This window comes from Streptococcus gingivalis, from assembly GCF_035544715.1.
Taxonomy (GTDB): Bacteria; Bacillota; Bacilli; order Lactobacillales; family Streptococcaceae; genus Streptococcus; species Streptococcus gingivalis.
The window spans coordinates 367,322-381,348 of sequence record NZ_JAYKTO010000002.1 but is presented as its reverse complement, the minus strand read 5'-3'; the positions used below and the strand labels follow the sequence as shown (position 1 = coordinate 381,348).

14 protein-coding genes are annotated in these 14,027 nt (G+C 45.6%); 1 reads left to right on the top strand and 13 read right to left on the bottom strand.

Translation table 11 applies throughout. The annotated features are described in order from the left end of the window. Position 1 precedes the first annotated feature (1 nt). The 5 genes from SM122_RS08170 to tgt form a co-directional block, all read right to left on the bottom strand. Positions 2 to 298: a 50S ribosomal protein L23 gene (locus tag SM122_RS08170; protein WP_003009593.1), complete on the bottom strand. Its 297-nt coding sequence runs from the start codon at positions 296 to 298 to the stop codon at positions 2 to 4. After that, positions 298 to 921: a 50S ribosomal protein L4 gene (rplD, locus tag SM122_RS08165; protein ID WP_003009591.1), complete on the bottom strand. Its 624-nt coding sequence runs from the start codon at positions 919 to 921 to the stop codon at positions 298 to 300. The genes SM122_RS08170 and rplD overlap by 1 nt, the downstream gene beginning before the upstream one ends. 24 nt (positions 922 to 945) lie before the next feature. Continuing rightward, the gene (gene rplC, locus SM122_RS08160) at positions 946 to 1,572 is read right to left on the bottom strand and encodes a 50S ribosomal protein L3 (RefSeq protein ID WP_003010846.1); all 627 of its coding nucleotides are present in this window, start codon (positions 1,570 to 1,572) and stop codon (positions 946 to 948) included. Between the two features lie 81 nt (positions 1,573 to 1,653). Beyond that, positions 1,654 to 1,962, bottom strand: coding sequence for a 30S ribosomal protein S10 (gene rpsJ, locus SM122_RS08155; protein ID WP_003009585.1), 309 nt, complete (start codon positions 1,960 to 1,962; stop codon positions 1,654 to 1,656). A gap of 432 nt (positions 1,963 to 2,394) precedes the next feature. After that, entirely contained in the window at positions 2,395 to 3,537 is a 1,143-nt protein-coding gene (gene tgt / locus SM122_RS08150) for a tRNA guanosine(34) transglycosylase Tgt (RefSeq protein WP_049515053.1), read from the bottom strand. A 150-nt stretch (positions 3,538 to 3,687) separates the two neighbouring features. Here tgt and SM122_RS08145 point away from each other — a divergent pair, with 150 nt between their 5' ends. Continuing rightward, positions 3,688 to 4,557 (top strand): DUF975 family protein, encoded by an 870-nt coding sequence (locus tag SM122_RS08145; protein ID WP_049515054.1) that lies wholly within the window; start codon positions 3,688 to 3,690, stop codon positions 4,555 to 4,557. A 58-nt stretch (positions 4,558 to 4,615) separates the two neighbouring features. On the opposite strand, the gene SM122_RS08140 is transcribed toward SM122_RS08145, so the two are convergent. The 8 genes from SM122_RS08140 to trpD form a co-directional block, all read right to left on the bottom strand. Further along, positions 4,616 to 5,068, bottom strand: coding sequence for a CoA-binding protein (locus tag SM122_RS08140; RefSeq protein WP_021154247.1), 453 nt, complete (start codon positions 5,066 to 5,068; stop codon positions 4,616 to 4,618). 134 nt (positions 5,069 to 5,202) lie between these two features. Next, on the bottom strand, positions 5,203 to 7,848 hold the full coding sequence (gene polA, locus SM122_RS08135; protein ID WP_324737952.1) for a DNA polymerase I: 2,646 nt from the start codon (positions 7,846 to 7,848) through the stop codon (positions 5,203 to 5,205). Between the two features lie 257 nt (positions 7,849 to 8,105). Further along, a complete protein-coding gene (locus SM122_RS08130) occupies positions 8,106 to 9,569 on the bottom strand; it encodes an alpha-L-fucosidase (protein WP_195487693.1) in 1,464 nt (487 codons plus the stop codon). Positions 9,570 to 9,710: 141 nt separating this feature from the next. Continuing rightward, the gene (gene trpA / locus SM122_RS08125; RefSeq protein WP_195487694.1) at positions 9,711 to 10,487 is read right to left on the bottom strand and encodes a tryptophan synthase subunit alpha; all 777 of its coding nucleotides are present in this window, start codon (positions 10,485 to 10,487) and stop codon (positions 9,711 to 9,713) included. Position 10,488: 1 nt separating this feature from the next. After that, positions 10,489 to 11,694, bottom strand: a complete 1,206-nt coding sequence (trpB, locus tag SM122_RS08120) for a tryptophan synthase subunit beta (RefSeq protein WP_195487695.1) — start codon at positions 11,692 to 11,694, stop codon at positions 10,489 to 10,491. After that, positions 11,684 to 12,271, bottom strand: coding sequence for a phosphoribosylanthranilate isomerase (locus SM122_RS08115; protein ID WP_324737951.1), 588 nt, complete (start codon positions 12,269 to 12,271; stop codon positions 11,684 to 11,686). The genes trpB and SM122_RS08115 overlap by 11 nt, the downstream gene beginning before the upstream one ends. Continuing rightward, on the bottom strand, positions 12,258 to 13,025 hold the full coding sequence (gene trpC / locus SM122_RS08110) for an indole-3-glycerol phosphate synthase TrpC (RefSeq protein ID WP_195327419.1): 768 nt from the start codon (positions 13,023 to 13,025) through the stop codon (positions 12,258 to 12,260). The genes SM122_RS08115 and trpC overlap by 14 nt, the downstream gene beginning before the upstream one ends. Beyond that, positions 13,022 to 14,026 carry an anthranilate phosphoribosyltransferase gene (gene trpD / locus SM122_RS08105; RefSeq protein WP_229042392.1) on the bottom strand — a complete coding sequence of 335 codons (1,005 nt, stop codon included), beginning with the start codon at positions 14,024 to 14,026 and terminating at the stop codon, positions 13,022 to 13,024. The genes trpC and trpD overlap by 4 nt, the downstream gene beginning before the upstream one ends. Between the last annotated feature and the right edge of the window lies 1 nt (position 14,027).

The following is a 14,027-nucleotide window of genomic DNA, read 5'->3' as shown; positions in this document are numbered from 1 at the left end:
ATTATTCAGCTTCAGTAGCAAACAACTCGATTGCTTTAGAATCAGCTGCAAGCGTGATGATAGCTTTTTTAGTTTTTGAAGTAAAACCAGTGTAACGTCCAACGCGTTTTGCTTTAGGTTTTACGTTTACAGTGTTCACATTCGCAACTTTTACACCTTCAAACGCAGCTTCAACAGCTTGTTTGATCAAAAGTTTGTGAGCGCGAGTGTCAACTTCGAATACATATTTGCCTGCTTCAAGTTGAGCCATTGACTTTTCAGTGATAACAGGTTTTTTGATAACATCATACAAATTCATTATGCAAGAACCTCCTCGATTTTAGAGATAGCTGCTTGAGTAACAAGAAGTTTGTCACTATTTGCGATGTCAAGAACACTTGCAGTTGTAGCAGTCGCAACTTTCACGTTTGGAAGGTTACGAGCTGAAAGAGCTGCGAATTCATTTCCTTCTTCAAGAATAACAAGGACTTTAGAATCGATGCTCAAAGCTGCAAGAACTTTTGCAAATTCAGCAGTTTTTGGAGCTGTAAATTCAAGAGAATCAACGGCTACAAATTTGTTTTCAGCAACTTTTTCTGAGTAAACAGATTTAAGTGCAAGGCGACGAACTTTTTGAGGAAGTTTGTACGCATAGCTACGTGGAGTTGGTCCGAAGACGATTCCACCACCACGCCATTGTGGAGAGCGGATAGAACCTTGACGAGCACGTCCAGTTCCTTTTTGACGCCATGGTTTGCGTCCGCCACCTGAAACGGCTGAACGGTTTTTAACTGCGTGAGTTCCTTGACGAAGGCTAGCACGTTGGCTGATGATCACATCAAATACAACTGCTTGGTTTGGTTCGATACCAAAGATCGCATCGTTAAGAACAACTTCGCCCGCTTGTTTACCAGTTTGGTCGAATAATGTTACATTTGCCATTTTGACTGTATTCCCCTTTCCTTATTATTTACCAGCTTTAACTGCTGACTTGATAGTGATAAGAGATTTCTTAGCACCTGGTACGTTACCTTTGATAAGGATAACGTTCTTTTCTGGAACAACTTGTACAACTTCAAGGTTTTGAATTGTTACACGATCGCCACCCATGCGTCCTGCAAGGTTTTTACCTTTGAATACGCGGTTAGGTGCAACAGGTCCCATAGAACCTGGACGACGGTGGTAACGAGAACCGTGAGCCATTGGTCCACGTGATTGTCCGTGGCGTTTGATAACACCTTGGAAACCTTTACCTTTAGAAGTACCAGTTACATCAACAATGTCTCCAGCTTCGAAAGTGTCAACTGTGATTTCAGCACCAACTTCCAAGCCTTCAACGTTTTTGAATTCACGAATGAAGCGCTTAGGAGCCGTGTTAGCTTTTGCTACATGTCCTTTAGCAGGTTTGTTGCTCAATACTTCGCGTTTGTCATCGAAACCAACTTGGATAGCGTTGTAACCATCTGTTTCAACAGTTTTAACTTGAAGAACAACGTTTGGAGTTGCTTCGATAACTGTTACAGGGATCAATTCGCCAGCTTCAGTGAAGATTTGAGTCATTCCCACTTTTTTCCCTAAGATTCCTTTTGTCATGAGAAAATAGTTCCTTTTCTATAGTTTTTTATTCAAAAAGTTTTTAACGAGCGTTTTTTATGCTCTAGATCAAGCTTTAGATTAAAGTTTGATTTCTACGTTTACACCACTTGGAAGATCCAATTTCATCAAAGCGTCAACTGTTTTTTGAGTTGGGTTGATGATGTCGATCAAACGTTTGTGTGTACGCATTTCGAATTGTTCGCGAGAATCTTTGTATTTGTGAGTCGCACGAATGATTGTGTAGAGGCTACGTTCAGTTGGAAGTGGGATTGGCCCCGCAACTTGTGCACCTGTACGAGTAGCTGATTCTACGATTTTTGCAGCCGCTGTGTCGAGTGTACGGTGTTCGTACGCTTTCAAACGGATGCGGATTTTTTTGTTTGCCATCTTTTTCTCCTTTTCGTCTATTTAAGATAATAGGCTAGCTCCACAAGAAAACCGACGCGCGTTGCGTGGCAATGCAACCGAGCGTGTCGCAACCTCTTGCATCAAAGCTAATAGCTGTTTTTCACAGCACCATAGTAGTTTAACACAAACAAAGGCCCAATGCAAGGGATTTGAGAAGATTTTTTTCGTTTTTTTGATGAAAGTGTTTTCGAAAGAAAAAGCGTGCTAAAAAAGTTGCTATTATATAGGAAAAAGGGAGCGAGACAGAACAAATTTATATCCAATTTGTTCGTCGTCTCGCCCCCGCACAGTTGATTAGGTTATCTTTGGAGCTTAACAAGCGAACAAAGATACCAATCAACCACTGCGTCTAGCAGTTATTTCTATTATTCTCAGATGGCTGTAGTCTTTTTTCTTCCTATTTATCTATTTCTAGAAATTCCGTCCTGACTTGTTATAGCCATATTTTTCGACGAAATGCTCACGGAATTCTAAGAGATTGTCATCCATGATGGCTTGACGGACCTGCTTCATGAGGCTGATCAAGAAATACAAGTTGTGGTAGCTGGTCAAGCGAATGCCGAAGGTCTCATCTGCCTTGAGGAGGTGGCGAAGATAAGCTCGGGTGTAATTCTTACAAGTGTAGCAATCACATTCGGGATCCAGCGGTGTAAAGTCTTCTGCAAATTGCGCATTTTTCACTACTAGGCGACCTTGGCTAGTCATACAGGTACCATTTCGCGCAATCCGCGTCGGCAAGACACAGTCAAACATGTCCACTCCACGAATAACGCCATCAATCAGACTGTCTGGAGCTCCTACTCCCATGAGATAGCGTGGCTTGTTTTCTGGTAAGAGCGGAGTAGTGAAATCAAGCACGGCATTCATCTCTTCATGGCTTTCCCCAACAGCTAAGCCACCGATGGAATAGCCTGGGAAGTCCATGCTGACTAAATCTTGAGCAGACTGACGGCGCAAGTCTTCAAATCCAGCCCCTTGGACAATCCCGAAAAGACCTTGATCATGAGGGCGACGGTGAGCCTTTAGGCCACGTTCTGCCCAACGACTGGTCCGTTCGATTGATTTTTTCACATAATCATAGGGCTGATAGAACTGAGGGCATTCATCAAAGGACATCATGATGTCGCTTCCTAGATTGTTTTGGATGGAGATGGCCTTTTCTGGAGATAGGAACATCTTCGAGCCGTTGAGGTGGTTTTTAAAGGTTACCCCTTCTTCGGTGATGTTGCGGGTATCCGCTAATGAATAGACTTGGAAGCCTCCACTATCTGTCAAAATCGGCTGGTCCCAGTTCATGAACTGGTGCAGTCCTCCTGCTTTTGCGACCAAGTCGTCCCCGGGACGAAGCCAGAGATGGTAGGTGTTGGCCAAGATAATGCCGGAACCCATTTCCTTGAGTTCTTCTGGCGATTGGGTCTTAACGGTTGCCTGAGTCCCTACAGGCATAAACATTGGGGTTGGGAAGGTCCCGTGAGGGGTGATAATTTCTCCCAGACGAGCACCTGTATGCTTTTCTTTTTTGATTAATCGATATTGAATCGGTGAATCTGTCATGGTTACCTCCGTACTGGGAAAAACAGTCCCAGCCTTCTTATTCCTGTCACAGTTTTCCTGTGAGCACCTGTACGATTGTACCAAATTTTACCGGCTCTGTCACGGACTTATGTTATAATAAAAAGTACTACTATGAAGAGAGTGTCATCTATGAACCTTAAATTGATTCGCCTCCGGGCACGTACCATGCAAGTCCAGCAACCGGGCTTAGCTATCCTTTTTGCTCTTCCGGTCCTGTTGACCATTCTTGCTAACTTTCTCTTAAGCGGGCAAGATCTGGTCGATCTACTACCGGATATGACCTTGCAGCAAGCAAGTATCTACATGATCCAGCGGCAACTCTTTCCTTCTGTCGTCTCCTTTGTCATCTCCATTTTAGTGGTTGGTGCGACTTTTAGCTATTTAGATACGATTAATCCCAAGATCGAACACCGAACACGTGTCTTAGATATCTTTAAACAAGATCGCTTTACCTCTGTATTTGCCACCTTGATCTTGAAGCAAGCCGTCCTCTTTTTATGGGGACTCATCCTCTATGTGGGGAGTCTCATCAGCACCTACGCCAGCATTCGATTTTTAGCGATCTACGATAAGGTGAGCAACCCTAGCACTCTGAGTGCTTCCAGTCCTGAATTCCAATCTCTCATGCAACAAATGCCTCTGATGACTGCTGGTGTCATACTTGGCCTGATTGGCCTCCTCTTTTACCTGCCACAATACTACAGTCTCAGCTTGGTCGAATTGATCCTCTATGAGCAATTACGAGACGGCGACTACAAGGGAGCCTTTGGAGTCCTTCGCCAAAGTCGTGAAACCATGAAAGGGTTCCGCAGCAATCGCTTGGTACTCGATCTAACCTTGATTGGTTGGTACTTCTTGAATTACTTCACGCGCGATGTCATCGGCTTTTATACCATGCCTTACTTTATCAACTGCCAAATTGCCTTTTATGATCAAATCAAGCAGATCAAACAAGGGCCGCGCCATTTTACAGGCCATTCAAGCCATGAAACTGAATAAGAGTAAGAAGAAAACCCCAGCAAGCTGGGGTTTTCTTCTATGATCAATTGTTTATCATTTATAAACCGTATAGGGAGTCTCCTAAGATCAGTCGGGTGTGTTCCCGTTTGATACAGCGGTTCATGACGATATCTTCTCGTCCAGCTCCACGAAGGATTTCTTCTGCTTCTTGATTTTCCAGCTCCAATTGTGCCCAGAAAATTTTCGCATCCGTCTCAATAAAATCACGTGCCACATCTGGTAAAAACTCACTGCGTCGGTATACATCGACGATATCTACTGGGAAAGGAATCTCCTGCAAGCTAGCATACACCGTTTCTCCAAGAATCTGGCCACCGGCTGCACGAGGATTAACAGGAATAATCCGATAGCCCCGCTCTTGCATCTCCTTACTGACACGATGACTGGTTGTGTCTTCACGATCAGATAATCCAACTACAGCGATGATCTTGCTGGTTTCTAGGTAATGTTTGATAATGCCATCACTAGGATTGCGAAATGAATAAGCCATAAGAATCTCCTTTTGTATGCGTTTCCTTTCTTTAAATAGTATAACAATACGGAAGGCATTGCAAGTGTTTGTCGTTAAAAGCGGTAGGGAACTGAAAAGTCTCCTACCGCTTTCTGTTTTGGACAAACTCAATCTTATTTGGCTTCATACCATGTCTTGCCTTCGTTTTCATCGGCTTCCAGTGGTACTGCAAGTTCGATAGCGGATTCCATGGTCTCTTTGACGAGTTCTTTGATCGCCGTCAGTTCATCACTTGGTACTTGCAGAACGATTTCATCGTGCACTTGAAGAAGCATCTTGGTCTTGTATGCTCCTCTTTCTAGCGCTTGGTCCAAGTGGATCATGGCAATTTTCAAGATGTCTGCTGCAGATCCTTGGATTGGTGAGTTGATAGCTGTCCGCTCCGCAAAGCCTCGAACATTGAAGTTGCGAGAATTGATATCTGGAATCTCCCGACGACGCTTGAAGAGGGTTTCTACATAGCCTTTGTCACGCGCTTCCCGCACCACTCTCTCCATATAGTCCTTGATGCCAGGGTAGCGTTCGAAGTAGGTCTCAATGTAGGCCTTGGCTTCTTTTCGACTGATCCCTAAGTTGTTAGACAGTCCAAAGTCGGAAATTCCATAAACCACACCGAAGTTTACTGCTTTTGCATTGCGACGGTCATTCGGCGTCACGTCTTCTGGTTTTGCAATATTGAAGACGCGCATAGCAGTCGATGTATGGATATCTGCCCCATGCTTAAAGGCATCTATCAAATGCTCATCTCCCGAAATATGGGCCAAGACACGCAGTTCGATTTGTGAATAGTCCGAACTCAGCAAGACACTGTTTTCCTCTTCTGGGACAAAGGCTTTACGAATGAGACGACCTTGTTCCAAACGGACAGGAATGTTTTGCAGGTTGGGATCCACACTGGACAAACGGCCTGTCTGCGTCAAATCCTGTACATAGCGGGTATGGATCTTCCCATCTTTCAAAATCCAATCTTGAAGACCGATGACATAGGTCGACTGGATCTTAGCAATTTGGCGGTATTCAAGAATCTTAGACACGATCGGTGCGATAGGAGCCAGGCGTTCCAAGACATCAACGGCTGTTGAATAGCCGGTTTTGGTTTTCTTAGTATATTCAAGAGGGAGTTCCAATTTTTCAAAGAGGATGACGCCCAATTGTTTTGGAGAATTGATGTTGAACTCTTCTCCTGCAAGCTCGTAGATTTCTTGGGTCAAGCGCTCCAAAACCACTTCGTTTTCCACCTGCATGTCTTCTAGGGTCTGGCGCTCTACCTTGATCCCCGCGATTTCCATCTTGGCCAAAACAGCTGCTAGTGGTTGCTCCATATCATAGAGCAAATCCAGCTGGTCATGGGCTTGCAACTGCTCCATCATAGGCTCTTCGGTATCCAGTAGAACAGCGACTTTCCGTGCCAAATGTTCTAATAGGACCGCCTTTTCTGGGATAGCTTTTTTGGCTCCCTTGCCATAAACGACTTCGTCCAGCGGCAGCGCAATCTGACTATAGAGACTCGCAATGGTTGAAATTTCATTGTCCTCTACGGTCGACAAGAGATACTTAGCCAATCGACTGTCAAACGCGGGATTTTGAAGGGGAATGCCCAAGTGGCTGAGCAAGACCTTGGCCCGTTTGAAGTCATAGACCTTGAGGGGCGTTTTTTCGAGAAATTCTTTGAAAATCGGTGTTTGTAAAAGACCAGTATCTGTACTCGCGTAGAGCTGACCTTTGGTCCCCCATGCGAAACCGATGATGGGTTCCGTATGGTAATTGTCCCCAAAAATCTCAAAATGGAAGAAACTATCTTCCGTGAGCATATCTGAAGTGACCTGCTCGACTTCTGTATAGTCAATGGCTACAGGAGCCGCTTCTTCTCCACTGAGATCCAAGGCCTGACGGAGTTGCTTGAAGCCCATCTCCTCATAAAACTTGGCGAGATTTTCTAGATGAGGGCCCGTATAGGTGATATCGTCTAGGCCAATTTCAATAGGCGCATTGGTATCGATGGTCGCAAGAGTCTTGGATAGGTAGGCCTGCTCCTTGTCGTTGATGAGGTTTTCCTTCATCTTAGAAGCCTTCATCTCGTCGATATGCTCGTAAATACCATCGAGAGACCCGTACTCTAGGAGTAGTTTGATCCCTGTCTTTTCTCCGATCTTAGTCACACCTGGGATATTATCCGATTTATCTCCCATTAAGGCCTTGAGGTCGATAAACTGCTCGGGTGTCAGTCCCATCTTTTCTTTGAGATAGGCTGGAGTGAATTCTTCAAACTCTGCTACCCCTTTTTTGGAGATTTCCACCACCGTATTGTCATCTGTCAGCTGGATCAAATCCTTGTCCCCAGAGACAATGGTCACATCAAATGGCACCGAGCTAGTTTCTGCCATCTTATCTAGCGTTCCAATAAGATCATCCGCTTCATACTGGGCCAGCTCATAATGACGGATTCCCAAATGATCTAATTGCTCACGAATGAAAGGAAACTGCTCACGGAACTCATCTGGAGTTTTTGCACGGCCCCCTTTGTAGTCGGCATACATCTCCGTCCGAAAAGTCGTCTTTCCTGCATCAAAAGCAACGAGGACATGGGTCGGTTGGATGCGCTCCAATAGATGGCTCAACATGAGGTTAAAGCCATAGACCGCATTGGTATGCAGACCATTGGCATTTTTGAAGCGATCAATTTGATTGTAAAGTGCGAAAAAGGCACGAAAAGCGACGGAAGACCCGTCGATGAGTAGTAATTTATTCTTTTTTTCCATAGGCTTATTATACCACGAATCACAAGGTCTCTGGTACATAAAAACTCTACCCTTTCGGGTAGAGCCTTCTTTAGGAGTTTCTTATGAAAAATGAAGAGAAGTGTTTATTCGCCGTAACAAGAACCTTGTTGTGGCAATTTCTTAAAGCGTTTTGGATAATTAACTGAGATTTTCATTTTCTGTACCTCATTTCTTATTGGATGAGTACAGTATACAAGAGAAACCTAAACGATTCCTTATAGAAAGCTTCAAGAAAACTAAAAGCTGAGGCGCAAAACACGCGGTTGTTTTTTCCTACAAGCTGGTAACTGAAGATGGAGCCCTGTCTCATCTCGGCTCCAAGAAAGGAGCTGACTTTCTCCAAGGAGCTCTAGCTTTTGAATGCGCGCATGAAGAATTCTCGGTTGCTTGAGGTCATAGGCGAGAGACGGCAAGGTCAACTCTTCCGTCCGTCCACTTGGTTCCAGCTGGATGGCATAAAGAAAGCCATCACGCATGGTATAGCGGAAATCTTGGCTGGTATAGAGTGGTGCTTCTCCATCTGAGAAGGAACCTTCCTGGGCCTCGGTCGGTCCTTCCGATGACACCCGCCAAGGCCGACTCTGATAAATGGCTTCTCCATTTACCGCCAGCCAGTCCCCGAGCTCTGTGAGGATGTCTTGGTCTTGCTCAGGGATCGTGCCATCTGCCTTGGGTCCAATATTGAGCAGAAGATTGCCATTTTTGGCCACAACATCGACTAAATTTTGTAGTAATTCCTTACTGGTCTTGTAGGCTAGATCCTGGGTATAGCACCAAGAGTTACGGGCGATCGCGGTATCCATTTGCCACGGAAAGGCTTGAGTCTCTCCGTATCCTCCCCGCTCCATCTCAACGATTCCTGAACCGAAAGGGAGGGCATCCTGTTTGTAACAAACAGCCACCTTTCGATCCTCTTGTGCTGCTAGATTGTAATAATAAGCCAAAAAGCGCATCAAGTAGGGACGGAAACTCTCATGCTGGATCCACCAGTCAAAATAAAGGAGCTCTGGCTGGTAGTCCCGCACCAGTTCACAGGTTCGCAACAGCCAATCTTCCAAGAATTCTTTACTTGGATAAGGCTTGGAAGTCAGATCAAAATGATCCTTGGGCTCTGGCTCGGCTGGCCAATAAAGGCTGTCTCTTGGGACTTCTTGCGGAATGTCACTAGTGAATTCCTTGCCATGTGAAAAGAAAAACTGGTGTTCTGCCCGGTGAGAGGACGTACAGAAGTGCAGGCCACGTTTTTCTGCTTCCTCCCTCAGCTCTCCTAAGACATCTCGTCTCGGCCCCATTTCTAAGCTATTATAAGGCGAGAGAGTAGAGGCATACATCTGAAAACCATCGTGGTGCTCCGCAACTGGAAAAAGATACTGGGCTCCCGCTTTTTGAAAGAGATCTAGCCAAGATGCCGGATCAAAGCGATCGGCTGTAAATAGAGGAATGAGATCCTTGTAGCCAAAGCTAGCCTGGTCTCCAAAATGCGCTCGATGATAGTCATAGCAAGGATTCCCTTGGATATACATATTTCGCGAATACCATTCCGAACCGAAAGCAGGTACACTATAGACGCCCCAGTGGATAAATATTCCAAATTTGGCATCCCAATACCAATCTGGACAGACTTGATGGCTAAGAGAGGCCCAGGTTGGTTCAAAAGGACCTAACTGGATGACTTGATCAATCTCTTCAAGGCTTATCATGCTCTTCTCCTCTTTTCTTGTTACTATCTCTATTGTAACGAGAAACCCTCGTTTGTAAAGACAAACGAGGGGAATGTTTAAAATAGTAGACAAAGAGCTTTATCTAGGAGAATCAAGCTGATGATGAATGGAATGAACCTTCTAGCCCTTCACTGCTTGAGAAATAAAACAAGCGATAGCGTCTGTCTCTCCTTGGTGGAGAGCCTTAACGATTTTGGACCCCACAATAACCCCATCTGAGACTTTGTTGAAACGGTGAACATCCTCCATGCTGGAAACTCCAAAACCTGTTAAAACAGGGATCGAAGCTATTTCGTGTAATTGGGCCAAGTGGTGGTCCAGATCTTCTCGATAGCTACCAGCTTTCCCCGTCACTCCATTAACCGCTACAGCATAGATAAAACCTTCTGCATCTTGGATCAATTTCTTCTGGCGCTCGATTCCTGTGGTTAAGCTCACTAGTGGCACCAAAGCGATGTCTTTATCCGCTAACAGAGGCTCTACCAGATCCGCATGCTCATGAGGAAGATCTGGAATAATCACCCCTTTAACAGCTGTTCCTTCTAGATCTCTAAAGAAGTTTTCGAGCCCATATTGGAACAAGGGATTGAAATAGGTCATGATGACCAAAGGAACAGTTGTCTCCAGACACTGGATCGTTTGCACCAGACCCTCTGTCGTCGTCCCATGGCCTAAACTTCGTAGTCCTGCCTCTTCAATCACAGGGCCATCTGCCACTGGATCTGAAAAAGGAATACCAACTTCAATGGCTGAGACACCAAGCTCCTCCAAAAATTGGATGGTTTCCTGCAAACCTGCTAAGCCTTTTTCATGATCTCCTGCCATGATATACGGAACAAAGATCCCTTGCTGCTGGTCTTTCAGCTCTTGTAAATGCTCTGTTAAGGTCTTTCCCATCTTACTCCCCTCTCTCTTGTTCTAGGCGGTCTTTGACTTGTACCACATCTTTGTCCCCACGACCTGATAAGCAAACGATCATGGATTTTTCAGGTCCCATCTCCTTGGCCAATTTCACCGCATAGGCGATAGCATGGCTCGATTCCAGGGCTGGAATGATTCCTTCCACTTTTGAAAGCAATTGAAAAGCTTCTAGGGCTTCTTGGTCTGTCACAGGCACATAGGTTGCCCGCTTGATTTCATGGAAATAAGAATGCTCTGGCCCAATCCCTGGATAATCGAGACCTGCTGAAATCGAGAAGGCTTCTAAAATCTGTCCATGCACATCCTGTAACACATCCATCAAGGCTCCGTGAAGGACTCCCGGACGTCCCTTGGTCAAGGTTGCTGCATGCTGGTCTGTATCTACCCCAAGGCCAGCCGCTTCTGCCCCGTACATAGCAACAGTTGTATCCTCTACAAAAGGATAAAAGAGGCCAATAGCGTTCGATCCGCCTCCTACACAGGCTAGGACGGCATCTGGCAGCGCCCCGTCATTTTGCTCTGCAAATTGACGTTTGGCTTCTCGACCGATGACACTTTGAAAATCACGGACAATTTCTGGGAATGGATGAGGTCCTAGAGCAGAACCCATGATATAGTGGGTATCCTCCACATTTGCTACCCAGGCTCTAAGGGCAGCATTGACTGCATCCTTGAGAACACGCGATCCATCTGTTACCGATTGAACCTTTGCCCCCAACAACTCCATCCGAAAGACATTAAGGGCTTGGCGTTTGACATCTTCTTCCCCCATGTAGATGGTACATTCCATATCAAATAAAGCAGCGGCTGTTGCCGTTGCAACACCGTGCTGTCCGGCTCCTGTTTCTGCGATGATCTTCTTTTTACCCATTCGGTGTGCCAATAAAACCTGTCCTAGGGCATTATTAATTTTATGAGCCCCTGTGTGGTTGAGGTCTTCTCTTTTAAGAAAGATCTTGGCTCCACCGACATACTTGGTTAGATTCTTAGCGTAATAGAGCGGTGTTTCCCGACCGACATATTGTTTCAGAAGCTGATCCAATTCTGCTTGAAAAGAAGGATCTGCTTGACTTTCTCTGTAGGCTTCTTCTAATTCTAAAACTGCTGTCATCAAGGTTTCAGGGACAAATCGTCCCCCGAACCGCCCGTAAAATCCGTTTTTATCTGGTTGTTTATATGCCATGCTTGACCCTTTCTATAAATCGTTTTATCTTTTCTTGATCTTTTATTCCATTTGTCTCGACCCCACTGGATACATCCACCGCATAAGGATGAAAGAAGCGAATGGCATCTGCTACATTGTCTTCCGTCAAGCCTCCTGCAATAAAGAAGGGCTTTGTGAAGTTTTGGGTTTCGAGCTTTTGCCAGTTAAACGTCTCCCCACTTCCTGCTACAGGAGCATCAAAGAGCAGATAGTCGGCACTGGTGTCAGGAAGTGCTGCATCTTTCCCCACTTGAACAGCGCGAATCGTTTGTTGGGGAAACTCTTGCAAGATGGCATCATCCATCGGTCCATGCACTTGTATCAGATCCAAGCCCACAACTTGGCAAGCTTTCTCCACTTCTTCTCTTTGCGGGGATACAAAAACACCGACTTTTTGAACCCCCTTTGGAATCCCTGTAGCCAACTGCCGAGCTTGCTCCAACGTGACTTGCCGTTTGCTTGGTGCAAAGACAAAACCAATGTAGTCCGCACCGGCTTCAACAGCGGTCTGCACGGCTTCCGGAGTAGATAATCCGCAAATTTTAACTTTTGTCAATCTGCAACTCCTTTACTTTTTCAGCCACATTGCCTGCCTTCATGAGGGCTGTCCCAACGAGAATGCCATTAAAATAAGGAGCGAGCATGCACGCATCTGCTGCTGTAAAAATAGCAGACTCAGAGATGTAGACCGGTTCTTGTTCAAAATGGGTCGCCAATTCAAGGCTAGTATGGAGATCTGTCTCAAAGGTCACCAAGTTGCGATTGTTGACCCCTATGATCTGAGCCCCAATCCGGTGAGCTACCTCTAGTTCTGTCAGATTATGGGTCTCCACCAAGACCTCTAGACCAAGATGGGTCGCAAACTCATAGAGCTCCTTCAGACGAGCCTCTGATAAGGCTGCAACAATCAACAAGATCACGGTCGCCCCTGCGTTTCGCGCCCGAATTATTTGCTTTTCATCCACAATGAAATCTTTATTGAGGGTGGGGATACGTACTTGACTAGATATTTCCCGGAGATACTCGATACTGCCCTTGAAAAATACTTCATCGGTCAAGACAGAAATCATCACAGCCCCATTTTCTTCGTAAGTCTTCGCCTGCGCGACGATATCCACATCGACATGAATATCTCCCAGACTCGGACTAGCCTTTTTCACCTCTGCGATGACCTGAAGCTTTTCTGGATGACTCTTTAGGTAATCATACAAGCGGTAAGTCTCGCGCAAAGGTTGGAGCTCCTCTTCTTTCATCACAGCCACTTCACGCGCCTTTTCCTTTAGAATCTTTGGTAAGAATTCTTGACTCATTTTTGATACTCCTGTAATAATCTCAATTTCTCAAGGGCAGCTCCACTGGCAATCACTTCCCGTGCCAAGGCAATCCCCTCCTTGATAGAATCTACCTTGCCGTTAGCATAAAAACCAAGGCCAGCATTTAAGACCGTCACCTCTAAAAAGGGACTCGCTTCATTCTTCAAGACACTGAGCAAAATTTCTGCATTGCGTTTAGCGTCTCCACCACGTACTTGGTCAATTTCGATGCGCTCCATTCCCATATCTTCTGGTTGAAAGCTGGATAAGGTAACCTGTCCATTTTCCAAAATAGCGAGCTGGGTTTCTCCATCAAGGCCTGCCTCGTCCAAACCTTGTGGGCCACTCACTACCACTGCGCGTTTTCGACCCAAATTTTTTAGAATCTCCGCTGTACTTTCCAACATATCCGGACGACTGGTTCCCAATAGCTGGGTTTCTAGAGGAATCGGATTAATGAGAGGACCGGTCAAATTCATCACCGTTGGAACTCCTAGCGCCAAGCGAGCTGGCATAATATAGCGCATGCCAGGATGCAGATTTTTGGCAAATAGAAAGACAATGCCCGCTTTTTCAAACACTCGACCTAAATCTTCTGGACCCAAATCAAGGTTAATCCCTAGAGCTTCTAGGACATCTGCAGAACCAGATTTGGAAGAGATCGAGCGATTTCCGTGTTTCGCCATCTTGACACCACCACCAGCAAGGACGAAGGCAGCTGTTGTTGAAATATTGAAACTATAAGAACGATCGCCCCCAGTTCCACAATTGTCCATCGCTCCTTGAACCTCTGTAGGAATAGCGACTGCATAAGCCTGCATCACTTTTGCAATAGCCGTCCGCTCTTCAACCGTTTCTCCCTTCATTTTGAGGCCTAAAAGTAGGGCCGTCACCTGCGCTTCTGAAGCACGACCAGCGACAACTTCCTCCATGGCCGCTTCTAATTCTGCGCTGGTTAAATCTATTCCTTCCGCTACCTTTGCAAGCACTTGTTTCATC